At 66.4% G+C, this 25,011-nt stretch carries 25 protein-coding genes; 16 read left to right on the top strand and 9 right to left on the bottom strand.

Annotated elements, in window-relative coordinates; translation table 11 throughout:
* Positions 1-27 precede the first annotated feature (27 nt).
* The 3 genes from AB0H78_RS18000 to AB0H78_RS17990 all read left to right on the top strand — a co-directional run bounded on the left by AB0H78_RS18000 (position 28) and on the right by AB0H78_RS17990 (position 3,041).
* Complete coding sequence (locus AB0H78_RS18000) at positions 28-1,134, top strand: ferritin-like domain-containing protein (RefSeq protein WP_363235380.1); 1,107 nt, start codon at positions 28-30, stop codon at positions 1,132-1,134.
* A gap of 39 nt (positions 1,135-1,173) precedes the next feature.
* A complete protein-coding gene (locus AB0H78_RS17995; protein WP_363235644.1) occupies positions 1,174-2,013 on the top strand; it encodes a hypothetical protein in 840 nt (279 codons plus the stop codon).
* Positions 2,014-2,153: 140 nt separating this feature from the next.
* The gene (locus AB0H78_RS17990; RefSeq protein WP_363235379.1) at positions 2,154-3,041 is read left to right on the top strand and encodes an ADP-ribosylglycohydrolase family protein; all 888 of its coding nucleotides are present in this window, start codon (positions 2,154-2,156) and stop codon (positions 3,039-3,041) included.
* On the opposite strand, the gene AB0H78_RS17985 is transcribed toward AB0H78_RS17990, so the two are convergent.
* The 7 genes from AB0H78_RS17985 to AB0H78_RS17955 form a co-directional block, all read right to left on the bottom strand.
* The gene (locus AB0H78_RS17985) at positions 3,038-3,502 is read right to left on the bottom strand and encodes a DUF3291 domain-containing protein (protein WP_363235378.1); all 465 of its coding nucleotides are present in this window, start codon (positions 3,500-3,502) and stop codon (positions 3,038-3,040) included. The two genes, AB0H78_RS17990 and AB0H78_RS17985, sit on opposite strands and share 4 nt — an antisense overlap.
* 37 nt (positions 3,503-3,539) lie before the next feature.
* On the bottom strand, positions 3,540-5,000 hold the full coding sequence (locus AB0H78_RS17980; RefSeq protein WP_363235377.1) for a penicillin-binding transpeptidase domain-containing protein: 1,461 nt from the start codon (positions 4,998-5,000) through the stop codon (positions 3,540-3,542).
* Entirely contained in the window at positions 4,997-6,388 is a 1,392-nt protein-coding gene (locus AB0H78_RS17975; RefSeq protein ID WP_363235376.1) for an FtsW/RodA/SpoVE family cell cycle protein, read from the bottom strand. The genes AB0H78_RS17980 and AB0H78_RS17975 overlap by 4 nt, the downstream gene beginning before the upstream one ends.
* A 73-nt stretch (positions 6,389-6,461) precedes the next feature.
* Positions 6,462-7,721, bottom strand: coding sequence for a HAMP domain-containing sensor histidine kinase (locus tag AB0H78_RS17970; protein ID WP_363235374.1), 1,260 nt, complete (start codon positions 7,719-7,721; stop codon positions 6,462-6,464).
* Complete coding sequence (locus tag AB0H78_RS17965; RefSeq protein ID WP_363235373.1) at positions 7,718-8,410, bottom strand: hypothetical protein; 693 nt, start codon at positions 8,408-8,410, stop codon at positions 7,718-7,720. Before AB0H78_RS17965 ends, AB0H78_RS17970 begins: the two co-directional genes overlap by 4 nt.
* A 120-nt stretch (positions 8,411-8,530) precedes the next feature.
* Positions 8,531-8,833, bottom strand: a complete 303-nt coding sequence (locus AB0H78_RS17960) for a zinc-ribbon domain-containing protein (protein WP_363235372.1) — start codon at positions 8,831-8,833, stop codon at positions 8,531-8,533.
* 50 nt (positions 8,834-8,883) lie between these two features.
* On the bottom strand, positions 8,884-9,396 hold the full coding sequence (locus AB0H78_RS17955) for a protein-tyrosine phosphatase family protein (protein ID WP_363235371.1): 513 nt from the start codon (positions 9,394-9,396) through the stop codon (positions 8,884-8,886).
* A 98-nt stretch (positions 9,397-9,494) separates the two neighbouring features.
* Between AB0H78_RS17955 and AB0H78_RS17950 the strand changes: the two genes are divergently transcribed.
* From AB0H78_RS17950 to AB0H78_RS17935, 4 genes are all read left to right on the top strand, one after another.
* Complete coding sequence (locus tag AB0H78_RS17950; RefSeq protein WP_363235370.1) at positions 9,495-10,325, top strand: nuclease-related domain-containing protein; 831 nt, start codon at positions 9,495-9,497, stop codon at positions 10,323-10,325.
* A 75-nt stretch (positions 10,326-10,400) separates the two neighbouring features.
* Positions 10,401-11,111, top strand: coding sequence for a VC0807 family protein (locus AB0H78_RS17945; protein WP_363235369.1), 711 nt, complete (start codon positions 10,401-10,403; stop codon positions 11,109-11,111).
* 215 nt (positions 11,112-11,326) lie between these two features.
* A complete protein-coding gene (locus AB0H78_RS17940) occupies positions 11,327-12,313 on the top strand; it encodes a hypothetical protein (protein ID WP_363235368.1) in 987 nt (328 codons plus the stop codon).
* A complete protein-coding gene (locus AB0H78_RS17935; protein WP_363235367.1) occupies positions 12,306-12,929 on the top strand; it encodes a class F sortase in 624 nt (207 codons plus the stop codon). The genes AB0H78_RS17940 and AB0H78_RS17935 overlap by 8 nt, the downstream gene beginning before the upstream one ends.
* Before the next feature lie 263 nt (positions 12,930-13,192).
* On the opposite strand, the gene AB0H78_RS17930 is transcribed toward AB0H78_RS17935, so the two are convergent.
* Complete coding sequence (locus tag AB0H78_RS17930; protein WP_363235366.1) at positions 13,193-14,560, bottom strand: HNH endonuclease; 1,368 nt, start codon at positions 14,558-14,560, stop codon at positions 13,193-13,195.
* A gap of 142 nt (positions 14,561-14,702) precedes the next feature.
* On the opposite strand from AB0H78_RS17930, the gene AB0H78_RS17925 reads away from it, so the two are divergent.
* The 6 genes from AB0H78_RS17925 to AB0H78_RS17900 all read left to right on the top strand — a co-directional run bounded on the left by AB0H78_RS17925 (position 14,703) and on the right by AB0H78_RS17900 (position 21,544).
* Positions 14,703-15,422: an HNH endonuclease gene (locus AB0H78_RS17925; RefSeq protein ID WP_363235365.1), complete on the top strand. Its 720-nt coding sequence runs from the start codon at positions 14,703-14,705 to the stop codon at positions 15,420-15,422.
* Between the two features lie 1,129 nt (positions 15,423-16,551).
* A complete protein-coding gene (locus AB0H78_RS17920) occupies positions 16,552-17,301 on the top strand; it encodes a TIGR04255 family protein (protein ID WP_363235364.1) in 750 nt (249 codons plus the stop codon).
* A gap of 74 nt (positions 17,302-17,375) precedes the next feature.
* Positions 17,376-18,245, top strand: coding sequence for a hypothetical protein (locus tag AB0H78_RS17915; RefSeq protein WP_363235363.1), 870 nt, complete (start codon positions 17,376-17,378; stop codon positions 18,243-18,245).
* A gap of 24 nt (positions 18,246-18,269) precedes the next feature.
* Positions 18,270-18,998 (top strand): hypothetical protein, encoded by a 729-nt coding sequence (locus tag AB0H78_RS17910; protein WP_363235362.1) that lies wholly within the window; start codon positions 18,270-18,272, stop codon positions 18,996-18,998.
* 771 nt (positions 18,999-19,769) lie between these two features.
* Positions 19,770-20,672, top strand: a complete 903-nt coding sequence (locus AB0H78_RS17905) for a nuclease-related domain-containing protein (RefSeq protein WP_363235361.1) — start codon at positions 19,770-19,772, stop codon at positions 20,670-20,672.
* Positions 20,673-20,749: 77 nt separating this feature from the next.
* Entirely contained in the window at positions 20,750-21,544 is a 795-nt protein-coding gene (locus AB0H78_RS17900) for an NUDIX domain-containing protein (RefSeq protein WP_363235360.1), read from the top strand.
* Here AB0H78_RS17900 and AB0H78_RS17895 read toward each other — a convergent pair.
* Complete coding sequence (locus AB0H78_RS17895) at positions 21,528-22,661, bottom strand: helix-turn-helix transcriptional regulator (protein WP_363235359.1); 1,134 nt, start codon at positions 22,659-22,661, stop codon at positions 21,528-21,530. The genes AB0H78_RS17900 and AB0H78_RS17895 overlap by 17 nt on opposite strands.
* A gap of 340 nt (positions 22,662-23,001) precedes the next feature.
* Here AB0H78_RS17895 and AB0H78_RS17890 point away from each other — a divergent pair, with 340 nt between their 5' ends.
* The 3 genes from AB0H78_RS17890 (at position 23,002) to AB0H78_RS17880 (ending at position 24,976) form a co-directional block, all read left to right on the top strand.
* On the top strand, positions 23,002-23,358 hold the full coding sequence (locus tag AB0H78_RS17890; RefSeq protein ID WP_363235358.1) for a hypothetical protein: 357 nt from the start codon (positions 23,002-23,004) through the stop codon (positions 23,356-23,358).
* A 2-nt stretch (positions 23,359-23,360) separates the two neighbouring features.
* A complete protein-coding gene (locus tag AB0H78_RS17885) occupies positions 23,361-24,710 on the top strand; it encodes an FtsK/SpoIIIE domain-containing protein (protein ID WP_363235357.1) in 1,350 nt (449 codons plus the stop codon).
* A gap of 83 nt (positions 24,711-24,793) precedes the next feature.
* Positions 24,794-24,976, top strand: coding sequence for a hypothetical protein (locus AB0H78_RS17880; protein ID WP_363235356.1), 183 nt, complete (start codon positions 24,794-24,796; stop codon positions 24,974-24,976).
* Positions 24,977-25,011: the final 35 nt, after the last annotated feature.

Below are 25,011 nucleotides of genomic sequence, written 5' to 3'. Positions count from 1 at the left end.
GTCTACCACCGTGTGAACCTGCGAAGCATGTCGACACATGAGCTCTACACGGGCGGACCGATCGACCCCAACTGGCAAGTGCCTTCTTCGAGTTCAGCGCGCTTCAGCTGGGAGTACGACGACGGCCGCGACCGCCTCCTCGCCCTCTATCAGAAGGGCAAGGACAAGCAGTGGGACGGCGCGAAGCGCATCGACTGGTCCCTCGAAGTGGATCCGCAGGACCCGCTCGGGACCCCCGACGAGGCGATGACGCTCTACGGCACCCCGTACTGGTCGAAGATGACCGACAAGAACAAGGGCGACCTGCGACGCCACTACACCGCCTGGCAGTTCAGCCAGTTCCTGCACGGCGAGCAGGGCGCGATGATCTGCGCGGCCCGCATCGTCGAATCGGTCCCCGACCTGGACGCCAAGTTCTATTCGGCGACCCAGACCATGGACGAGGCGCGCCACGCGGAGATCTACGGCCGCTTCCTCCACGAGAAGATCGGCATGCTCTACCCGATCAACGACAACCTCCAGGGCCTGCTCGGCGACACCCTGCGCGACTCACGCTGGGACATGCCCTATCTGGGCATGCAGGTCCTGATCGAGGGCCTGGCCCTCGCCGCCTTCGGCATGATCCGCGACACGACGGACAAGCCGCTGCCCAAGCAGATCCTCGCGTACGTCATGCAGGACGAGGCCCGCCACGTCGCCTTCGGCCGCATGGCGCTGCGCGACTACTACAAGCAGCTCTCGGACGCGGAACTGCGCGAGCGCGAGGAATTCGTCATCGAGGGCTGCTACTTGATGCGCGACCGCCTGCGCGGGGTCGAGGTCCTGGAGAACTTCGGCATCCCGAAGAAGGAGGCCGAACAGCTCTCGGAGGAGTCGGAGTTCCTGGCCCTCTTCCGTCAGCTGCTCTTCAGCCGCATCGTCCCGTGCGTCAAGGACATCGGCCTGTGGGGCGAGCGCCTGCAGAAGGCGTACGTCGACATGGGCGTCTTCGAGATGGGCAACTCCAACCTGGACCTCCTGATGACCCAGGACGAGGAGATCGCGGAAGCGCTGGACCAGGAGCGCTTCGAGGAGGAGGAGCAGGCGCGGGTCACGGAGGTGAGGGATGCCATCGCCGACGGGGCGGCCTCCTGAGTCCGGCGCCCTCGTATGGAGTAGCGTGCTGGCGTGTCCATGCCCCCGCCACCCCAGCAGCCGCAGCCGAACCCCTACGGCCAGCAGCCCGCCCCCTATGGCCAGCAGCCGACGCCGTACGGCCAGCAGCAGCCCGCGCCGTACGGCCAGCAGCCGTACCCCGGAGCCCCATACGGCCAGCAGCCCCAGACCCCCTGGGGAGCCCCGCCGATGGGCTTCCCGATGGCTCCGCCGCCCAAGAAGAGCCGCAAGGGCCTGATCTTCGGCATCGTCGGCGGAGTCGCGGTGCTGGTGGTGGGCGTGGTGGTGGCCCTGGCCCTGATCGGCCAGAAGGTGGTGGGCGGCTTCCCGGAGGCGGAGTACGAACTCACGCTGCCCAAGACTCTCCTGGACGGCAAGTACCAGCTCACCAAGGACCAGTCCTCCACCGTGGGCGCGGACGTCGAGAACGAGGTGGACGACGTCCGGGACGCGAAGGACCCCCACGGGGTGGCGGCCCAGTACGGGGTGGGCGGCGTCGACGCCAAGGGCGTCCTGTCGGTGACCGGCATGTACGGCCGCTTCAAGAACACGGGTGAGGGCCGCCGCAGCCTGATGAAGGGCGCCGCGAAGGGCGCGGGCGCCGTGGTCGCGGTCCAGCCGAAGGACTTCCGCCCGGCGGGCTCCGACATCCCGATCGCCTGCGAGGTTCTCACGAAGACCCAGTCCGGGGCCCGCACCACGATGCCCATCTGCTCCTGGATGGACGGCAATACGAGTGCGACCGTCGCGGAGATCAGCCAGGAGTCGGTCCGGCAGGACCCCGCCGACGTGGACCTGGACGCGGCAGCGGCGGCGACGGCGAAGGTCCGCGCCGAAATGCGCAAGCCGCTCGGCTGACGCCCAGCACTCCGACCGGCGTTCGAGCGCCTGCTCCCTGCGAAAGCCCGGGGGCAGGCGCTCGCGCATGTGCGGCGCCCAACGGCCGCCCCGAGTAAAGGAGTTCCCCGCGTCCTGCCTCCTCCGGCACCATGGCCCCCATGACCGCCAACCCCGTCGCCGCCCGCCGCAGCCTCGAAGGCCTCGCTCTCGGGGACGCCTTCGGGGAGCGGTGGTTCCCGCTCTTCCGCGAGCCGCGGCAGGCGTACGACGACATCCGCGCCCGCCGCACCCCCGAAGAGCCCCGCTGGCACTGGACCGACGACACCGCCCTCGCCCTGGCGGTCCAGCGCGTCCTCGACGAGCACGGCGCCATCGTCCAGGACCGGCTCGCCGCCTGCTTCGCGCTCACCTTCGACGCGGATCAGGGCCGCGGGTACGGGCACGGGATGCACATGCTGCTGCCCGCCCTGCTCGCCGCGCCCGAGGAGTGGCGCACCCTCGCGCCCGGACTCTTCGACGGGGGCAGCCTCGGCAACGGCGCCGCGATGAGGGTCGCGCCGCTCGGCGCCTGGTTCAGCGACGACCTCGAAGTCGTCGCCCGCCAGGCCGAGTTGTCCGCCGAGGTCACCCACGCCCATCCCCAGGGCATCGCGGGCGCCGTGGCCGTCGCCACCGCCGCGGCACTTTCCGTACGGGGAGAACTCGCCATCCGGACCGTGGCCGACCGGACCCCGCAGGGCCCCGTGCGCGACGGACTCCTGCGCGCCGCCGACGTCCCCTTCGCCACCGAACCCTGGAAGGCCTCCGACCTCCTGGGCAACGGGCAGCGCATCCGTGCCGACGACACCGTCCCCTTCGCCGTCTGGACCGCGGCCCGCCACCAGGAGGATCTGGAGGCGGCGCTCTGGGCGACGGCGGAAGGGCTCGGCGACGTCGACACGACCTGCGCGATCAGCGGCGGCATCGTGGCCGCCCGCACCGGGGTGGACGGCGTCCCGCCGCAGTGGCTGGCGCGGCGCGAGGCGCTTCCGGGAGGGCAGAGCTAGGCCGACGGCGGCGGGAAGCTCGTACGCAGCGTGAAGGCCGTGGCCGTCGGACCGTTCTCGCGCAGCTCCACCAGGCGGGCCTCGGCGTCCTGGGGTGTGGGGCGGTGGCCGGCCGGGACCCACCACAGGGCCGTCATCGCCTCCTCGATCCGCTCGAAGAACTCGTAGCGGCGACCGAGGAGTTCGCGGTGCTGCCCCTGGTACATGAATGCCGTGAGAGCGTTCGGGTCCCGCCACACCGACATGTTGATCATCAGCCAGTCGTCGCCGAAGACGCGCAGCTCCGTCGCGTCGCCGGCCTCCGTCTGGAGGCGCCAGATGAAGCCGTCGGCCGCGTCGGCCACGGCGTTCACCGGTTCAAGACCGTCCATGAACGGCTTCAACTCGGGTGAATCCAAAGGGGCTTTGAGGCGGGCTATGTTCACCTGGGCGAGTTCGTACGGTGCGATGGGATTCGTCATGAGCCGCACTCTAATCATGGCCCGCCCACCGCGCGGCTCAATTCAGCGCCGCCTCCATGACCGCCTTCGCGATCGGCGCCGCGTTGCCGCCGCCGCTCACATCCGAGCGGTTGGCCGACGCGTCCTCGACGACCACAGCGACCGCCACGGCCGGGGTGCCGGAGTCCGATTTCTGCGCGTAGGAGATGAACCAGGCATACGGCGTACCGGAGTTGTCGACGCCGTTCTGCGCGGTGCCCGTCTTGCCGCCGACCGTCGCCCCTTCGATCGCCGCGTTCGTGCCGGTGCCGTCGGTGACCACGGCCTCCATCATCGTCTTGAGCTGGGCGGCCGTGGTCACCGTCATCGCCTGCCGGTAGTTCTTGGTGCCGGTGTCGGAGACCGTGGCGCCGTTCGACCGAGTCGTCTTGTCGACCAGGTGCGGGTACATGATCTGGCCGTCGTTGGCGACCGCGGCGGCGACCATGGCCATCTGCAGCGGCGTGGCGCTCGTGTTGTACTGCCCGATGCTGGACTGGGCGAGATGGTCGTTGCTCATCTTCGTGTCGAAGTTGCTGGCCGCGACCCCCGAGGGGATCTTCAGGCCGCTGTCGTTGAAGCCGAAGCTCTCCGCGGTCTTCACCATGCCGCTCAGCCCCACGTCCACGCCCAGCTTGGCGAAGACCGTGTTGCACGACACCTCGAAGGCGTAGAGCAGCGTCGCGTCGGTGCACTGCTCGGAGGCGCTCTCGTTGGTCAGCTGGAAGGTGGTGCCGGGCAGGGTGTACGGATTCGGGGTGTCCGTCGCGGAGTTGATGTCGGTGACCACCCCGTTGTCCAGGATCCCCGCGGCCGTGACCACCTTGAAGGTCGAGCCCGGCGGATAGACCTGGCGGATCGCCCGGTTGAGCATCGGCTGGTTGGCGTCGGAGTTCAGCGAGGTCCAAGCCCGCGTGGTGGAGGAGCTGGTGCCGGAGAGCAGCCCGGGATCGTACGAGGGGGTGGAGACCAGCGCGAGGATCTTGCCGGTGGTGGGCTCGATCGCCGCCACCGCGCCCTTCTTGGAGCCGAGCCCGTCGTACGCCGCCTTCTGCATGTCCGCCTGGATGGTGGAGGCGACATTGCCGCCGGGCTGCTGGGCCCGGGTCAGCTCGTTGAGCAGCGGCACGGTGGAGAGCATGGAGTCGGTGCCGGCGAGGATTCCGTCCTCGGCGTTCTCGATGAGGGTGGTGCCGTACGTCTGCGAGGCGTAGCCGGTGACCGGCGCGTAGAGCGGGCCGTCGGTGTAGGTCCGCTCGTACCTCAGCTGCTGGCCGGTGTCCTTGGATCCGGTGACGGTCTTGCCGTCGACCAGGATGTTGCCGCGCGCCTGGTCGTAACGGGCGATCGTCTGGCGGCGGTTGGCGGAGTTCTTGTCGAGGGAGTCCGCGTCGAAGACCTGGACGCGCATCGCGTTGAGGAGGAGTGCGACGAGCAGGACCAGGCAGAAGCCGGCCGCTCGGCGGATGTAGCGGATCATGACTCGTCGTCCTCCACGATCGGGGCTGTGCTCGCGATGAGTCCGGTCTCGACGGTGCCGGGGTGCGGGGCGCGGGCGGAGTCGCTCATCCTGATCAGGAGCGCGACGATCATCCAGTTGGTGACGAGGGACGATCCGCCCTGGGCCAGGAAGGGCATCGCCATACCGGTCAGCGGGATCAGGTCCATGACGCCGCCCGCGATCACGAAGACCTGGATGGCGATGATCGAGGCGAGGCCGATCGCGAGCAGCCGGCCGAAGGGATCGCGCAGGGCCAGGCCCGCGCGGTAGCCGCGGGCCGCGAGCAGGGCGTACAGCATGAAGATCGCGGTGAGGCCGAAGAGGCCGAGCTCCTCGCCCGCGGTCGCCAGGATGAAGTCGGACTTGGCGGCGAAGCCGATGAGGATGGAGTGGCCCTCGCCCAGACCCGTGCCGAGCATCGCGCCGGCGCCGAAGGCGAAGAGCGACTGGGCGAGCTGGCTGGCGCCCTCGCCCGCGTCGATCGAGGCGAAGGGGTGCAACCAGTCCTCCACGCGGCTGCGCACGTGCGGCTCCAGCGTGCCGACGACCGCGGCGCCGACGGCGGCGAGCACCATCCCGATCGCGATCCAGCTGCCGCGGCCCGTGGCCACGTACAGCATGATCACGAAGAGTCCGAAGAAGAGGAGCGAGGTGCCGAGGTCGCGCTCCATGACCAGGACGCCGACGCTGATCAGCCAGATCGCGAGGATCGGGGCGAAGACCCGCATGGTGGGGAGCTGGAGCTTCCAGATCTTGCGGCCGGTGTACGCGAGTGCGTTGCGGTTGCCCGAGAGGTACGCGGCGAAGAAGACCGCCAGGAGGATCTTGGCGAACTCGCCGGGCTGGATGGAGAAGCCCGCGACGCGGATCCAGATCTTCGCACCGTTCACGGCGGGGAAGAAGATCGGGATGATCATCAGCACCAGGGCGGTGGCCACCGAGAGGTAGGCGTAGCGCTGGAGGATGCGGTGGTCGCGCAGGAAGACGATGACGCCGATGAAGAGGGCGACTCCGAGCGTGGACCAGATCAGCTGGGTGGGGGCGGCCTGGTCGCCGGGGGTCTCCAGGTCGAGCCGGTAGATCAGGACCAGGCCGATTCCGTTGAGGAGCACGGCGATCGGCAGGAGCAGCGGGTCGGCGTACGGGGCGCGGAAGCGGACGGCGAGGTGGGCCAGGAGGGCGAGGAGGCCGAGCCCCGCGCCGTAACTGAGCGCATCGGCGGGTGCGGAGCCGTTTTTGGCGAGACCGACGTCGATGTAGCCGAAGACGGAGATCAGGACGGCGGCCACGAGGAGCACGAGTTCGACGCCGCGCCGTTTGGGGAGGCGTAGTTCGGGCGGGAGCGCGTCCGCCGTCGTTGCGGTCATGCCAGGCAACGTAGCAAGGCGAAGCCCTTATGTCCCTTTATGTCATAGTGTGCCGAAGAATGCTGACGGCCTGTCATGCATCGTCGAAGCTCACGTACTCGGGCAGGGTGAGCCGGGCCTCGGCCCCGCCGCCCTCCGCGTTGCGGAACACGAGCTCGGCCCCGATCACCGCCGCCTGGCCGGCCGCGATGGTCAGCCCCAGGCCGTGCCCCTTGGTCTCGGCACTCGTACGGAAACGCTGCGGCCCGTGCGCGAGCAGGTACTCCGGATAACCGTCGCCGTGATCGCGCACCGTCACCACGGGCCCATCGACGCTCACCACCACCGGCGCCCGCCCGTGCTGGTGCGCATTGCCGACGAGATTGCCGATGACCCGCTCCAGGCGCCGCCTGTCGCTCTCCACGCGGGTCGCCCTCCCCACCCGTACCTCCGTCTCCGCCGCCCCGGCGCGTGCCACCCGCTCCGCGATCGGCGGCAGGAGATGGAAGGCGAGGTCGACGGTCTCGCTCCCCGCGTCGAGACGGGAGATCTCGAGCAGGTCCTCCGTGAGGGACCGCAGCGCCCGCACCCGGTCCTGCACCAGCTCGGAGGGGCGGCCGGGCGGCAGCAGTTCGGCTGCGGCGTGCAGCCCGGTCAGCGGGGTGCGCAGCTCGTGCGCCACGTCGGCGGTGAAGCGCTGCTCGTTCTCCAGCTTCCGCTGCAGCGAGGACGCCATGGTGTCCAGCGCCCCCGACAGCGTCGCCACCTCGTCCTGCCGCCGGCGCGGCCCCTTCGTCCTGGGATCGTTCACCCGCGCATCCAGGTCGCCCGCGCTGATCCGGCCCGCGACCAGCGCGGCCTTGCGCAGGCGGCGGGTGACACGGGTGACGGCGAAGGCGCCGATGAGGAGCGTGGCCCCGATGGCCAGGACGGACGAGGCGAGGATCGACTGGTCCAGGCCGGTGATGGTCTTCGCGCTCTGGCTGTAGTCGACGGCGGTGGCGATGACCTTGCCGTCGGCCGGGCCCGCCGCCCACATCACGGGCCGCCCGCCCCGGTCGGCCACCATGGTGCCGCGCTGCCCCTTCAGAGCGAGGGCGCGCAGGGACGGCGGCAGCCCTGGCGGGTCGATGCCGGAGCGCCAGGGGAGCGGCTCGCCCGCCTCGTACGCGTCGACGGTCTCCGACAGGCGCGTCAGCGCCTTGTCGCGGACCTGGCCGACCGTCTGGTGGGTCACCGACGCATGCACCAGGGTGCCGAGCAGCGTGGCGAGGACCACGCACATCACCAGGATGAAGGTCGCGGCCTTCCAGGTGAGCGAGGCCGTCCAGGACGGCACGAGACGGGCTCTCATCCCTCGCCCCCGCCCTCTCCCTCTCCGTCCTCCTCGCCCGTACGCCGGGCCGGCCGCGCGGAGGAGAGGGGCGCCGGTGACTTCCGCGGCAGTACGCGCAGGATCTCGTCCCGGGTGGGGAGCATCGCGCGCTGGCTGGCGTCCCAGGACCACGAGGTCCGGTACTCGTACCCGGGGAGCCCCGCGGGATCCCGGATGATCACATCCCGGTCGGACAGCTCCACGCTGATCACGTCGTCGACCGTGTCCATGATGCGCAGCAGCTTGCCCCCGTGGGCCCAGTAGCAGTTGATCGCCAGCTGGCCGTTGGACAGCGTGATGCCGGTGATCAGCTCGTCGCGGTGGTCGCCCGTCAGATCCCGGTAGTACGGCTGCAGCACATCGCCCGAGGCGATGTACTCGGAGGTGGTGGGGTCGGCGTGCACCACGGCGGCCGGGTCCAGCTTGTGCACGTCGTCGCCCGGCACCTTGATCCCGGGGACTGCCTCCGAAGCGGTCGACGGCGGCCCCGAGGGCTCCACGGAGGCGGGCGGCAGGCTGGGCCACAGCTGGGTGGGGCCGATGGCGGTCGGGGTGGCACCCGCGCTCTGCAGACCGTCCGCGTCGCCGCATCCCGCGCACATGGCGACGAGCAGCGCGACCGTCGCGGTCAGCGGTGCTGCTCCGGCTGCGAGGCGGTGGCGGCGCAAGGCTCTCCTTCCGTCCTTCCGGCTTCCGTCTTCCCTACGAGCACACTCATCGTGTCCGCACCAGCCTGTAACGGCGGCGGCCCCGGCGCATCCTCGCGCCGGGGCCGGGAACCGTGCGGCTCAGCCCTGGTACGGGTTCTGCCCGGCCTGCTGCTGCGGGGCGCCCTGCTGTCCGTACTGCTCCTGCTGCTGCGGCTGTGCCAGGAGCCCGTCCGCCTGCTCCTTGCTGATCTTCTGTTCCATGCCGCAGAACGTGCACTGCGTCGTGTACTTCACGGCGATCGGGAACAGCGGCACGAAGAACAGCGTGAACTTGGTGACGCGCTTGCGCAGGGTGTGCGCGGCCGGATTGCCGCAGTGTCCGCACACCAGCGTCAGCATCGCCAACTGGTACAGATACCCCCTGGTACCAAAAATGATCATGCCGTGGTCCCCTCCCTGGTCAGTACTGGCCTCATCAGGCCCAGTACAGGCTACGGCTCGGACAATCCCGCAAGCAGGCGGACCACGTCCAGCCCTGTTTCCAGATAGTCCTCGAAGACCGGATTGTGCAGCGCCCACGGCGAGCGGCGCGCCCTGACCAGCTCGACCGCCTCTTCGGGGGTGCGCCCCGACATGACGAGCGTGTGCGCGACGACCAGACCCGAGCGGTTGTACCCCGAGTGGCAGCGCACCAGCACGCTCCGCCCGAGCCCCATCGAGAGCTGTGCGATCTCCGCCAGCCGGATCACGCCGTCCACCTGCGCCTCGTCCAGCGGGGCGTCGGGGATCTCGTGCACATGGTGTTCCACGCCGGGCGGCGGTCCGTGGCCGGGGCGGCGCAGCAGGCTCAGTACGACGTCGAACTCATCGCGCACGACGGCCATGTGGAGTCCCGTGTCAGGCCGGAAGTAGGCGTGCCCGCCCATCCAGAGCCCCGGAACGATCTCGTCCCAGGCCGTGTCCGGTGCCGGAACATCTCCGTCGTCCCTCTTGCGCACGCGCAAAGGCCAACCCCCTCGACTCGCCTCCACCGTAACCTGGTTATTGCCCCTCCGCCCTGTGTCCTGTTCCCATGGTCGTGGGTGGGATGAGGTGATGCGGCATGACCGGTCTGAGGGTCACCCCGGCGTGGCGGCACGGCCAGGAACGGTTGTACGTGGGGATGCCGGACGGCACGAACATCGCCTGGTACGACCGTGAGACCAGCAGGATCAGCCTGCTCTTCGACGAACACAGGGAAGCGGTCCTCGATGCGCTGCGGCCCTTCCTGACAGGGGAGTTCACGGTCGGACCGCCTCCTGTGCCGACCCCGGCCGACCTCGCGCTGCTCACCCTGCACCCCGACGACGACCTGGCGCCCAACCGCCCGGGCGAGGCGCTGCACGCCGTACTCGACGGAGCCGCACCGCCCTCGCGCTTCCGGGCCGATCCGCGCCGGAGTGCTCTGGTCGCCCAACAGGCCCTGGGGGAGCGGCTCGAAGGGCTCGAAGGCGCGGGCTGGCGGGTGCTGCACTCGGTGCCGCTGCCGGGCGGCGGCCACATCGACCATCTGCTGATCGGCCCCGCGGGGATTCTGACGGTGCGCACGCTGTACGTACGCAGGCTGCGGGTGCGCATCGCCGACCCCCTGGTCACGGTGGGCCGCGCCGAGCCGCAGCCGCAGCTGCGCTGGGCCCGCAGGGAGGCCGAGCGGGCCTCCCTCGCGCTGGCGGCCGCGGTCCGTCCGGTACTGGGCCTGGTGGGGGCGTCCCGGGTGGATTCGGCGCCGGGTGCGGGTGCGGGTTCCGGTTCTGGTTCCGGGGGCGTACGCATCCTGCGCGACGACGACGCCGAAGTGGCGGAGCTGGCACGGCTCGGAGGCGTACTGAAACCGGCGGACATCGAGGCGCTGCACGCGACGGCACGGGACCGGAGGACTTGGCTCCGGGTGTGACCGTGACAAATGTCCTGCGCAGCACAGGACAGTCGCATCTGACGCCCAACTGCCCCTGATCGGCAAGCTGTAGCCATGGAAACCACGGGGAACGCCGACAACGCCAAGCAGAACTTCCTCCCGCTGATCGTGGACGCGGCCGTCCCGATGGCCGGCTACTACCTCCTCAAGCACGAGGGCATGTCGACCGTCGCCGCCCTCGCCTGGAGCAGCGTCGTCCCGGCCGCCCGCACGATCTGGAGCCTGCTCCAGGCGCGGCGGCTCAACGGCCTCGCCGCGCTCATGCTGGTGGTGAACCTCGTCGGTCTGGCGCTCACCTTCCTCACCGGCGACCCGCGGCTGATGCTCGCCAAGGACAGCGCGGTGAGCTCCACGGTCGGCATCGGCATCCTGGTCTCGGTGGGACTCGGCCGTCCGATGATGTCGGCCGGCCTGAAGCCCTGGCTGGTGAAGGCGGACAGCGTCAAGTCCGAGGCCTGGGACCGCCTTTCGGCCGGATCGGACCGCTTCCGCCGTATCGAGAACCTCTTCTCCGTGGTCTGGGGGACCGCGCTCCTCGCCGAGTGCGTGGTGCGCGTGGTGGGGGCCTACACGATCCCCGTGGACACGATGGTCTGGCTCGGGGGAGTGTTCACCGGCGGCGCGATCCTGATCGCCATGGTGATCGGCAGCGTGGTCGCGGTGAACCCGATGGAGAAGCTCATCGAGGCGGAACTGGCCTCGTACGGCGTGGTGAAGATGCCGGCGCCGGCGGAGCCCAAGGGAGCCTGCCGGGCGATGGCGTAGCGCTGGGCCCGCAAGGACCTTCGTCCTTAAATCGCAGGCAAAGGAACTCTCCCGGTCCGCTCAAGAACGCCAGCTCAGGCGCCTCGGGACGGGTCCCGGACCTTTGACCGTGCCGATTTCGGACCCGGAAAACGAGTGAACCGCCGAACCGCAGAGCCCCTCATAAGCGGTGTACCTGGACAAAAAGCCTCAGGTCGCCCTACGGAGGTTCAATCATGCGCAAGGCCTACACCGTTTCCGCCATAGCGGTCGTCGCTTCGCTCGCTGTCGCCATGCCGGCCACCGCGTTCGCCGCCGAAGGATCTCCCGCGCCCGCACCGGTGGTGTCCACCTCGGCGACCGACCAGGACGGCGCGAACCCCACCGGCCCGAACGACTCGACCGGATCCACCGACTCCGGCGACTCCAGCGGGAACAAGGCGGACCAGCAGAAGGAGGCCGTCCAGGTCCAACTCTCGAAGTCGAGCGGCAAGCCGGGCGACAAGATCAAGGTCACCGTCAAGACCCAGGGCAAGGCCGACAAGGTCTCGGTCTCCTCCGAGGGACTCGACCACATCCAGGTCACCCAGGCGAGCAAGGCCGGTGACACCTGGATCGCCACGGCCACCATCGCGAAGAACGCCAAGTTCGGTACGTACCAGGTGAACGCGGTCGCCAATTTCCCCGACACCGCGCAGCAGGCATCGGCCACCCTCGCGGTCAACACCACCCCGACTCCCAAGCCCACCCCGGCCCAGGCATCGATGTCGCTCTCGACGGACGGCGGCAAGCCGGGCGACAAGATCGGCGTGACGATCAAGGGCGGCAAGGACAGCGGCACTTCGGCGTCGGTCCGGTCCGACGCGTTCGGCGGCAAGGTCGCACTCCAGAAGGGTGCCGACCACGCCTGGCACGGCACGGCGACGGTCTCCAAGAACACCAAGTCGGGCTACTACCGGGTGGACGGCTACCTCGGCAGCACCCGTATCGACTCCGCCAAGTTCGGCGTGGCCAACGACGCCGTAAAGAAGAGCGACAAGAAGGTCGCCCCGCTCAACTCCGCCCACCACAAGACCCCGCGCGGTTCCGTGAACACGGGCCAGGCCCCGGCAGCCTCGTCCCACGACGGCGTCGGCACCGGCATGATCGCCGGCTCCGCCGCCCTCGGTGTCGCGGCCCTGGCCGGTGCCGCCGTCCTGCGCCGCCGCCACAACAATGGCTGAGGCACCCAGGACCCGCCAGGTCGCCCGCGTCCACCGCGCGGTCGCCCTGGCGGGCGCCGCCGCGCTGGCGGCGGGCCTGGCCACGGCCTGCTCCTCGACGCCCCCCACGACGACAAGCGCCACGCCCAAGACCCCGGTCACCCGGATCGACGCCCTCACCCCGTCCGTCCCCGACCGCATCTCCATCCCGGACATCGAGGTCGACGCGGACCTGGGCGCGGTGGGCCTGGACGGCAACGGCGTGATGGAAACCCCGCCGATGAACAAGCCGATGCAGGCCGACTGGTACAAGCAGGGCCCCGCCCCCGGCTCGAAGGGCGCCGCCGTGATCGTCGGCCACATGGACACGGCCCAGCAGCCCCAGGCCGTCTTCTACAACCTCAAGAAGCTGACGAAGAACGAGGAGATCAAGGTCCACCGCGAGGACGGCACGACGGCGGTCTTCAAGGTCGACGCGGTGGACACGTACCAGAAAAGCCGGTTCCCCACGGAGAAGGTCTACGGCACCACGGCCAAGCCCGAACTCCGCCTGATCACCTGCGGCGGAAGCCTCACCCAGGACCGCCACTGGGACTCCAACGTCGTGGTCTACGCCCACTTCGCGGGAAAGGCCTGACGCGGCCCCGTATGCACATACGCGAAGACCCCGTTCTCAGCGAAACCGCTGATGGCGGGGTCTTTGGGCACCTCGTAAAAGGTGCCCCCGGTAGGATTCGAACCTACGCATCCGGCTCCGGAGGCCGATTGGGCTTGCCCTGTACTCGCTGGTCACAGAGCTGCGTCGTCTTTGTTTCTCGAGATCCGTCCATGAATGGTCCACGGAACCGGAGACAGGTTGGGTCCCGCACATCTTCGGACACACAGGTCTGATTGGGGGCGCTACTCCTCGACCCAGTCCTCCGCCACTGCGCGGATGAATGCGGCAAGGTCTGTTTCCTGGGGTGGGATGCGTGTGGGGTGCCGGGTGGCGAAGACTGAGTAGTAGAGCTGGACATGTGCCCGAAGCTCACTGTCCTGTGCCTCTGTTGCGACCAACTCCAGCGTCACGTGTCCAGGGTCTCCCTGTGCCCGGACGGGGCGTCCATAGCCGTCGTAGCCTTCGCGGAATTCGTCCTCAGACTCGATCAGGTCCTCAGCCAGGGCCGAATCGTGAAGGATGAACATGCGTCCGTCCTCGTCGAATAGGAGAACGGGGTCTGCCGGGAGTGTGATGCTTGATTGTTGCTGCGTGATGCTGTCTGGATCGTTGAGCGATGAGGCCCGGCGGAACTCAACCGTGATCCTCAGCTCGCCAGGAGTCGGCCACGGAGCGCGCCGGTGAATCATGCGGTGGCAGTTCGCGCAGATGAGCGCGAGATCGCTGAGCTTGGTCCGCCCCTCGCCGGCCTGGTGCAGGGGTACGACGTGGTGGCACTCGATGTACCCGCTGCCCCGGTCCCCGTACACCCTCTCGAAGTGGAAACCGCATGCCTCGCAGGTCAGTGTTCCACCCTGCTTGAGGACTGCGGCGATCTTCTTCTTTCGCAGGCCCTTGTTCCGCTCCCGGCGCTTGTGCCGGCTCATCAGCAAACGGCCTTCGGGCGCGCTGTAATCATCTGGGTCCTCGCCATCGTCCAGCGGCAACGCTTGAAGGTCGCCGACGTTGATGCCCTGCCGTATGAGCTGGGCTACCTCGGTCATCTCGGCTGGACGTGCGAGGAATTCGTGCAGTACCTGGATGTCGAGGGCACCGCCGTTGGTCGGTTTGCCCTGGTAGTCCGGGTGGCGTGTGGATATGTCGAACGTCTTGCGGGCCACCCCGTTCAGGTTGCGGAACTTCTCGTTGCGGTCTGCCTCCGCGTGAATGGGCATGAGCTGCAGAAGGCCGGACAGCTCGTTCACCCGTGGGTCATTGACGGCTAGCCCTCTCCACCCGTTGGCCATCACGAGGTCGCAGGCCAGGATGATTTCGTCGCGTGCCCAGTCGGGGTTCTTCACGGCCTTGACCTCGAACCCGGCTCGCTTGAGCCATGCCGCGGCATGGTCCTTCCCACCGCTGAACTCCTCGGGCAGCAGGGCGCGTCCGTGGTCCCACTTGTGTGCTACCCCGGCGATGGCCTTCGAGTCGTACTCTCGCCCCTTGTGCATGAGGAGGTACGAACGGGCCTCGTTGAAGCGGTACTTGGCCAAGAACTCAGACCGGCCTAGCGCGTCGTACTCGGCGATGGCCTTGAGCACAGCAACTTTCGTGATGGCACCTTTAGGCATGGCGGAAGCGTAGGGGTACCCAGGACGAACATGACTCGCAAGCCCTGCCACCCTCGCCTGCCACCCATGTGGGCCGGTCCCTGCCGGTCCGCGCTGTGGTGTAGAGTGACGTCAACGACTTCGAGAGCCGGAGGGAGGGAACGTGGGCGACATCGGTACCGAGGGGCTCCCGGACTGGCGCGACGATAGCTCTGGCGGACTGGTCCGCGGCGCGCTGTGGCTGCTGCAGGTGGTCGGGATCGGGAATGTCTTCACGAAGGGCCAACTGCGGGAAGCGTTCCCTGACATGGCGCAGATCGACCGCCGTATCCGAGATCTTCGGGACTGGGGATGGGTCATCGACACCAGTCGAGAAGACGCCAGTCTTGAGCAGTCAGAGCAGCGCTTCGTGAAGCCCGGCATCGGTGTGTGGGATCCGGCAGAGCGAAAGAAGAGGGCGCGGGCCACCAGCGCCTCGCGTCGGCAGACGATGGCCGCGAGCGCCGGCGTCACGTGCGAGGTGTGCGGGCGAGCAGCCGACAGCTTGCCCCAGGGTTCTCGAATCCACGTCACCCACCGCACGGCTCTGGCAGACGGAGGTCGCGACGATTTCCTGAATCGCCGGAGTCTTTGCAGTGACTGCCAGGCCGCTGGCGAGAGTGGGGATGGTGCGTCCGAGCTTGCTACTCGGGCCTCAGCGCTGTCGATTCGTGAGCGAACCCGCTTGCTGACGTGGATCACTATGGGTGAGCGTCCCCGCACACCCGTTGAGGACATCTGGGCGCGGTACCAGCAGCTCTCCAGCGTCGATCAGCAGCAACTTGCCCGCCATCTGGCGCTCCTTCTGAATGAGGACACGCATGCAGAGGACGCCACCTCCTGAACCTAAATCGAACCTGTATTCGCCACAGGATCGGCCTCCCCTGAGCTATCGAGGGCGGCCGGTAGTATGACTACCGCTTCACCTGAACCTCCCTGAACTCGCCTCTGGGAAGAGTGAGTTCACATGCCCGCGGGGCCCAACCGAGGGCGCCGTATGGAGGGGAAGGGGGGTGGTGCGATGAGCTCCGATCCGAACGAGGAGCCTGAGTGGTCCGGTCCTGCAAAGTGGCAGGTCGTCCTCGGGGCGCTGAGTTTGCTGGTTGGTCTCGCCGCGCTGGTGGGGCAGTTCGCTCAGCTTCGCTGAGGCCCACCCGAGGTAACCGGTCGACTTGTCCGAGCGCGCAGCAGCGAGCCCGGTCGCCTGATGTTCGACCGGGCTCGTGGAACTACATGGAGGCCCGTCCTGGTTGCAGCCGGGGCGGGTCCTTCGTGTTGTTGGGTAGGGGACACATCCCCATCCAACAAGAAGAAGATTACCATCCTTGAGGCCTGCTAACCGTCCGAGAGCAGAGTTTACGCAGGTCAGGATGGGTGTGTGGAAGTGGCATTTCCACTTTCAGTGGGCGATACCCCGCATCAGCGCTTTGTCACCCAAGGTCGGCCGAGTGGCGCCGCCAAGGCGATGTCTTCTGCCCCTCGATGCGAACTACGCCGGCCTGGGGTTGCGGCGAGTGCTTAGAAGACACTTGGGGACCAATCGATCTCCATTGCTGTGACCAGCTGCAAGGCCCGTTGGAGATCCCAAGCGCAACGTGCCGACACGCGCTCAACTGGCAGTGCGTGGCCTAGCCTCGGACAACTCACCTCGTGAAAACCCGCGGCAAGCATTGGCATGCGGGACAGAACCGTAGAGCCTTGGTCCCTGACCCGGTGTCATGATGACGGTGAGTTGGTCCACCTGGTGTCGGGGATGGGGCCCACACTCGATGCCGAGTGCAGCGGGTCACAGGAGGGGACACCCATTCGATATGCGTAGATAAGATCTATTTTTGTCTACTGCGCGCTCCCCTGGATGGCGCCACATGGCCACTTGTTACCACTCGTGACGCTCGGCGGCTTGCCAGAAGTGCCGGCGGGCTGGAGACTTGAGGGTGTGACATAGGGTGTGATGTCCAGTGCCCGGAGGGATCATGTTCGACTTCTTGCCCGGGGCCGATGTGCTCCCGCTCAAACCGGCGTTGCTACAACAGGTAATCGTGCAGGTTAGGTTTAACAGTCAAGGAATTTTGGGGACACATACAGGCGCGAGCACTGTTCATGATGCTCTCGCGGCTCGTTACCCGCGCCTAACTACCGAGCAGCAACTTACCATAATGGCGACTCCTGGTAATGGCGTACAAAGTACGAGCATTCCGCAGTATCGTTTTCAAGACCTCAAGGGGACGTGGGCTGTAGTTCTCGGTTCAGAACACGCCACGCTAGAGACTACTGATTATGCAGGGTGGGGCGAAGTCCGAGAAAGAATGGAAGAGGTTCTTTCGGTAGTTGCCGAAATCGCGACCTTGCGCGTTCGGGAAAGGGTAGGACTTCGCTACGTCAACCACGTACCCACCGATGATGGCGGTTCACTGGACGGTCGTGTCAGAGGTGACGTCCTGGGAATCACTGGAGACCGTGGATGGCGGAATCATCTGATTGGTTCCGTGGGGCAACTGCTTGCCGTGGATGATGGTATTCAATTGGCCCTACGGCACGGACTCGCGACCGAAAACGCACAGGTGAAAGCACCGTACCTGCTCGACATTGATTGCTCAAATAGCGATCCGGTTGGGTATGAGGTTGAAGAGACTCTTCGATACCTAGATGCCCTTAACGACGTTGCGTATCGATGCTTCGCATGGTGCGTAGATGAAGAATACCGCATGAGCCTGAAGGCGTAACGGAGTCGAGCTTAGAGGAGCTGATCTAATTGAGTAGAGTTACGAATGTACCCTACCTGCAAGATGCTCGCTCCGTGCGACGTTCCAGCCGTAACAGTTCCTTGCTGGGGCGGCTGGAAGAAATCTTCTCGAATTCGTCAAGGACTGGAGACTGGTCCTCTTCGATGGGCATCCCTGCCCTACATGAAGCTACGTCGGCCCTGTCGGTCAAGCCTTCGATTCAGGTGCTCTTGTCATCTCAGTGGCGCGAGAAGCTCATGGCAGACCCGGTCTTGCGCACTGCGCTTCAGCAAGCCCTCGGTGGAATTGCCTCCGGCACTCAGTCACATAATGAAATGCTGCGTGACTGGGCAGGCGTTCTTGGTGGAAGCGCGATGCTTCGACTTGTCTCGGGCGGTCAGCTGATCGAGGTGGACACGTCACCTGTCGGGCCGGCTGAGCAGCCGTCGGCGCCTCCCGCCAAAGATGACGTAGGCAAGCCCCCCCTCCCGGATGAGCAAACCACGCATGCTCGCCTCGCCAACGAGCTGAGGGAGATGACGGGCCTGGGCGCAGCGAAGCTCGCTACGGCGCTCGGTGTCTCGCGCGAGCAGTACTCCCGCTGGGCTGGCGGTGCGCCCATTAGCGACTTGCGCCATGGTCAGTTGAGCTACCTGCACACCGTGATGGCTGACTTGGTTCGACGTCTCGGAGCCGCCGAGGCACGGGTTTGGCTGCAGACACCAATCGACGGGGAGATCACACCAGTCGAACTCCTGACGAGTCGTCGATGGAGTGAACTCCATCGACGCGTGGTGGTCCTTCATGATGCCGCACCTGTTGTCGATGGAGTCAGGGTCTCGCTTCTTGCGCCGATCGTGGACAGAGGGGACAATCCAGAGGACTTGGAGGCGGTCGAGGGAGAGGACGCGTGGTCACCTTATCCTCCAAACGAGAAACGTTAATCAAGCGCGTCGGAGCATTGCGGGATGACTGATTTGCAGCCTGCTTTCGAAGATAAGAATTGGCTTGAACCTGAGGAGCTCTACCTCTCTCGGGGTGACGATTGCGAAATCGATCGTCCATTGTTTCAGGGGGATATTTTTGTCGATGTCCCTCTCCCGCTACTTCCTAAGAAGCCACCAGTGCAGGGGAAGGTAGAGATCGACTTTGCTGAGTCGATCGTCATGATTATCCCTCACCCGTGTCAGTGCTACTACGGAGATAAGCTGCGGCCGTTCATTACCGTTGCTCCCGTAACTCAGGTATTAGACTACGAAAATTTTGGCGAAGACCGCACTGGTCGTAAGGATAAGTTCGCTCTACCTGACTTGATGATGCAGAAGGGGGAGGATCATAAATCCTTTGTTGCGGACTTCGGGAAAATTCAAAGTGTCCCACAAGCCTATCTGCGAACAAGTGACAGAGTTGGCTGTTTGAGTCACATGGGATTGGGTCTGCTGGCAAAGCGCTTCATCCAATTCCAGTCACGAGTGCCGAGTGAAATGGCGCAAGTCATGGCATTTACGCAAGATCAGTGGCATGAATCTTTTCTGATGCAACGGTGGGTTCGGAGGCGCGGATCCCTCAAGGGATTCACGGAATGGATCCGAGGGGAATGCTCAATTGCAGGAATTGCGAATGGGGAACCCGTCATTCCGTATGATTACATTGTTAGCGCGCCTCAGGAGATCATGAAGGCAATCAGTGAGGCTTAAAGAGACCCTCGCAGGCTGAAGCCAAAGGTCGGTGGAGCGGCTTTGGGCTGGAGCTGCTTTGGGGCGAGTGATCATGGCCCCTTACGCTGGCCGCGATTCGGGCAGCACCTCCGCTGCCCGCAACAGCCCGAATCGGGGCCATGATCGTAGAGGCTCGCCCCAAAGTGGCTGCCTAAAGCCGTGGAACTGGCCGCCCCAGCCACGGGGCAACGGCCACAACAGCGGGAGAGCTGACACCGCGCCGCCGCCATGATCCGGCCTCAGTTCTTAAGCACAAATCGTCTCTGGCCTGCTGTGCGGCACCCCCTTGAGCCCGCCAAACCCAGTGCTGGTTTCTGGCCGCTGCCGTGGCGTCGGGCGGTCGGCGGCGCGCGGCCTGGTGGCGCAGACATGGAAGGCAGCGGGGCGGCGGCCGGCCGACGCCGCCGTGCTGTGCGCGGCCCTCGATGATGAATCGACCCAACGTGTTGGGCAGTGCGGGTCTGTGAGGCTGTCGGGGTTGACGTGACATGTGAGCCGTGAACGACTGTTGTTGTCTTTTCCCTCCTCAAAGGTCGGATCGTGGCGGCGGAGTGGTGCCGGCGCTCCCGATTCACCGTGGCTGATGACCAAGGGCATAGGGCCTGTTGTCGGCTCGCGGCTGAGCAAGCAGCCGCGAGCGCAGCGAGCCTTGATGAAGTAGAGAAAGTTTGACCGCAAGGCGCTCTTGCCGGGTGCGGTGCCGGCTGCTGCCATGTAGGTGGGGATGGCAGGCAACCGGGGGCGGGGCTGATGAGCGAACTCACGGTGCATCGGTGGAAGCGCCACGGCAAGGATCGGCTGTACGTGAACCTCCCGGACGGGACTGCCGTTGCGTGGGCGGACTTGGCGACCAAGGTCATCACGGTAAAGATGCTGATGTACCGGAGCGAAGCTGTGGCGCTGCTTCGCGCACAGCTTGGTCACTCGGCCACTGTTCGTGAGCATGTGGCCGATGCAGTGAAGCCAAGGTCCAAGCCCGCTCCCACGCCGGCTCCTCCGCAAGGGCGTGGACGGCTGCCTCGGTTGCCTCAGCTGACCGTCGCTGACGACCTTGCTGAGAATCGGCCTGGCGCGGAACTCCTTGGAGCTGTGGCCGCGCGCGGGCCTTCGTCGATCCGAAGGGCTTGGGGCAAGGTGCTCGGACGGTCTTCGGAGTGGGACTCCTACTACATCGGTCTCGGCGGTGAGCGGCGCGTCGGACGGGAGTTAGAGAGGCTGACCAGTCAAGGATGGCGCGTTCTGCATGGTGTGCCCAAGAGCAACGGTGGCGACATCGATCACCTACTCATTGGTCCTGGCGGGGTGTTCAGCATCAATACCAAATGCCACCCTGGCGCTTCGGTCTGGGTCGGTGACTCCATGGCCAAGGTGAATAACGGTCCGCCCGAGCCGTACGCCGCAGCCAGCAAGGCGGAAGCTGCCTACGTGCGAGAGGTGCTCGAGCGGCACTGCGGCTTTCCCGTCGCCGTGGAGCCCGTCCTTGTCTTCGTGGATGTGGCGACGGTGTATCGGGCGGTCACGCAGAACAAGGTACGGATCTACCAGGAGCGAGAGGTCTCCGCCCTGGGGCCACTCACGGGTGTACTGACCCCCGACCGGGTCGAAGCTGTGTACGCCGTGGCTCGGCATCGGCGGGCCTGGCTGCGGGGCTGATCGTCCCTGTTCGCGAATGGGGCTGACGGCTACGCTGGTGCATGCCAGTTGATGACACCAAGGAGCGTGCTCACAGGATGGGACCGAAGTCGGAGCGGGTGTACCGCGCGATCCGGGAACGGATTTCGGCAGGCGCGTACCCGCCTGGGGACAAGCTCCCTTCCGAGCGCACCTTGTCTGAAGACCTCGACATCAGTCGTACAGCGCTCCGCCAGGTTCTCGCGAAGCTTCTTGCTGAGGGGGTCATTGTGGTGCAGGGGCGCAGCTCGTATCGGGTGCCGGACAAGACCGTTTCGGTGACGACTCCGACGGACTTGGAGCCCTGGCAGATCCACGGTGAGCGGACGGTCTACGACAACCAATGGGTGAAGCTCACGCTCGCTGATGTCGAACCGCCTGGCGTTGAACGGTTCGAGCATCACGTAGTGCGGTTGCACCACGTCGCCATCACTGCGGTTCTGGACGATCAGGACCGGGTGCTCATGCTGTGGCGATATCGCTTCGTGCCCGAGACCTTCGGGTGGGAACTGCCCGGCGGCATCGTCGACGATGGCGAAGATCCTGCAGCCTGTGCGCTGCGTGAGGTCGAGGAAGAGACTGGCTGGCGCCCGACTGGTGTTGAGCATGTGGTGACCTACCAACCCATGGTCGGGATGGTCGATTCACCGCATGAGATCTACGTCGCTCACGGAGCGAAGCAGGTCGGGGAGCCCACTGATCTTGAAGAGGCGGGGCACGTTGCGTGGGTCCCGCTTGCGGACATTCCCGGGCTCATGACTCGGGGTGAACTGATGGGTTCGGGCACGCTCGTTGCTCTGCTGCACGTGCTCGCATCGCGCGCTGCGGGGACGTCGGCTACAACCCCTGCGTGAGCTGTTCGATCCGGCGACGATGGCGCACGGATCCCGTACGGCTGGCCAGTAGGCGGGCCTGGCGTAGGTGGTCGTGGGCTTCGTCGTACTCGCCACGGGCAAGATGCGCTTGAGCGAGGTCACAGCGTAGTCCCGCGGTCGCCCGAATGAACGTCGGATCCATGGCATCGAGAGATACGTATAGATCGCTTACGGCCTCGTCATCGCCTAGCAGCGCGAGCGCGTTGCCGCGCCAACGGCTCAAGTGCCCTTGGTTTAGGAAGATGCTCAACATGTCGGGGTCGCGGGCCCCTTCGCCGGCAGGTAGGCAGCGTACGGCGTTGTCGAGTGCTCGACGGCAGTCGTCTGGAAGGCCGGCTTTCGCGCAGATCTCGGCCTCGGCCGCGTACAGCCATGCCCGGAGTCTTGGCGACATCACCTTGCCGCCGGCTCGCTGAGCGTCCCGGACCAACTCAACTGCAACCGCGGGGCGGCCGGCGTCACAGAGTACGTACGCCTGCTCTGCCGTGGCATGCGCGAGATACATCGGCTCGTCAGCCTCTTTGGCTGCGTGCTTCCCTAACTCGTAGTGGCGCCATGCTCGTTCAACGGCGCCGACATCGAGAGCCTGCCATGCGGCAAGCGTTGCTGCGCCGGCGAGTGCGAGAGCTACCGGCCGTCGCGTCTCGGGGAGTACAGCGAAGGTGAGGGCTTCTTCCAAGGTGGAGAGGTGGCCGGTCATCTGGTCGACGAGACTGGCCGCCCCCATCTGGCGGTCCACTGTCCGCAGTAGTTCCGTCTGGTCCATGAACGTCTTCACCATGGTGAGGCTGACGCTCCGGGATGCATCGATCCTGTTCACCAACTCGTCGTACCCGTCTGCCTCGACGGATGCCGCGGGCATGGTGTGCCTGCCGTTGAGCTCGTCATCGGTGGTACCCAGTAGCGCGCGCAGGATCTTCCCGTATGGCTCGGAGATCGGGCGCTTGCCGTTCTCCCACTCCGAGACGTAGACGCGCAGGCTGGCTGTCGACGCGATCACGGAGATGTGCTCTCGCGCGTACCGCTCCATTTCGCGGATGAGCCGCTCCTGCGACCACCCGCGCGCCTTGCGTGCTGTCTGGAGTCCATTCGCCACGTGCTCCGCCACCGCTCCGCCTATGAAGTCTGCGCCGTAAAAACAGCATGCCGCACATAGATGCAGGTCGTCAGGGGTTAACCCAACTTCTATTAACCCCTCCTGGCTACCGGCCTGTTGGGTTGCGCGGTTCTCTAGAAGCGTCGCACGACGGCGAGTTGAGAAGCCGGGTCGGCGACACTGCTTGACATCTGGTGCACACCAGATGCAACCTACTGGTGCACACCAGTTGGGAGCGCAAGCTCCGTAGTTCTCCTACGGACCAACGTCATCAACGTTCAGGAGCGGCGACCCACCGCCAAGCAAGTACGCCGCTCCCACCCCGAAGGGAAGTTCCATCATGCGTCAGATCCCCGTAGACACGTCCGCAGCCATGGTGATGGTGGCTCAGCCGCCGGCGCCGAAGGTGAAGGACCGCCGTACCGGCGAACTTGCTATGGACATGGAGACCGGTGCCCAGCTCATGACGATCGACGTGCTGTTCGTCCTGGACGGCTCCTCTGAGGTCCTCACGATCACCGCTCCGCAGCCCGCTTTCAACGGCGAGATGGCCATAGGCACCATGGTCGGCCTGACCGGCCTCGTTGCCCGTCCGTGGGAGAACGAGTTCAACGGCCAGAAGCGCCACGGCATCAGCTTCCGCGCAGTCGCCGTGACCTCGCTCGCCTCGGACACCTCCAAGGTCAAGGCAGCCTGATCATGACGTGGTTAACCGTTCTGCTGCTGTTGGTCGTTGCTGCCGCGCTCGTCCTGCGGTGGCGGCGTCCGGCCTGGTTCTGGCTGACCTTCGGCGTCGCCTTCGCCATGGTCCGGCTCCTGGTCCGGTACGGCACTGTCATGGATGCCTGCAACCTGACCGTCCCTGCCTCCCGCTGGCGCTTGGCCGTGGCCCGCTGGCTCAAGCGGGAGACCCCCCGCCAGCGCGTGCCGCGCATCCTGCGGATCCGCCCGACCCGGACGGGTATCCGGCTGCGGATCAAGATGCAGCCCGGACAGGACGCGTTCGAGTTCTCCGCCGCCGCGGATCGCCTGCGACACTCCTTCGCCGTGCATCAGGTCACCACTCGGGAGGTCAAACCGGGTGTGGTCGAGGTGGCCATGACCGGCTACGACATCCTTAAGCACGTTCAGATGCCCACCAAGGTCGACCGCGGACAGCTCCGCGTGCCGGTCGCCCTGTGTGAGGACGGGTCGGTTCACTACCGCGACTACCGCAAGGGTGCGCACTCGCTGAACCTGGGCGCCACTGAGTCCGGGAAGTCCGTCTACGCCCGGCAGGTCGTCAAGGAACTCGCCTCGCAGCGGGTCGCCCTGGTGGGGATCGACTGCAAGGGCGTCGAACTCGCCCCGATGGCACGCCGGTTCTCCGCTCTGGTCGACAACCCCGACGATGCGGCGGAACTCCTGGACGCACTGTTGGTCCGGATGCAGGTGATCTACCAGATCATCCGCACTGAGCAACGGCTGAGCGCGGACATCCCCGATGCGGAGATCACCGCCGACATCTGGGGGCTGCCCGAGCACCTGCGCCCGGAACCGATCGTGATCACCGTGGACGAGGTGGCAGAGCTCGCGCTCTTCGCGAACCGGGCGGAGGAGAAGCGCCGGGACCGGATCATCACCGCCCTGGTCCGGATAGCCCAACTGGGTCGCGCGGCGGGCATGTATCTGGACATCTACGGGCAGCGCTTCGGCTCCGAACTCGGCTCCGGAATCACCATGCTGCGTGCCCAGTTGACCGACCGCACCTCGCACCGCGTGAACGACGAATCCTCGGCCAAGATGGCGTTCGGCGACATCTCCGCCCACGCGGTCTTCGCCACCACACAGATCTCCAAGGAGCGTCCCGGCACCGCGGTGGTCGGCGACTCGACCGGCGGATGGGCTCGCATCCGCACCCCGCACACCTCGCTGCGGGCGGCCGTGAATGCCTGCAACCGGCATGAGGACCTGACGCCGGACATCCCCGAACTGGCCCGCTTCCGGCCCCGGTTCGCACCCATGGCCCCGGCTTCTGTGCCGATGGTCAAGGCGCCGGTCAAGGTCTGATCCACACCTCGCCACGGTTGGTGCGACCGCCTCGCGCCAAGTCCCTACCCCTCCCATGCCTCAAGCCGTGAGGAGACATCGCCGTGACCGCTCGGAAGACCGCCGCCCGCAAGCACCGCCCGGCCGACTGCCCGACGTGCAAGGGCACCGGAAACATCCCTATCCCGGTCCGGATTGGCCGCTCCCGCCGCGTCGTCGGCACCCAAGACGGCCTGTGCCTGAACTGCCTCGGCTCCGGCCACAACCCCACCCCCGACACCAACTGATCACCGCCGCTGCCGGGCGGCCGGACTCGACTCCC

Origin of the sequence: Streptomyces sp. NPDC050738 (assembly GCF_040654175.1) — a bacterium.
GTDB lineage: Bacteria > Actinomycetota > Actinomycetes > Streptomycetales > Streptomycetaceae > Streptomyces.
Note: the sequence above shows the minus strand (reverse complement) of the source record. Positions and strands in the feature narration are given on the sequence as shown.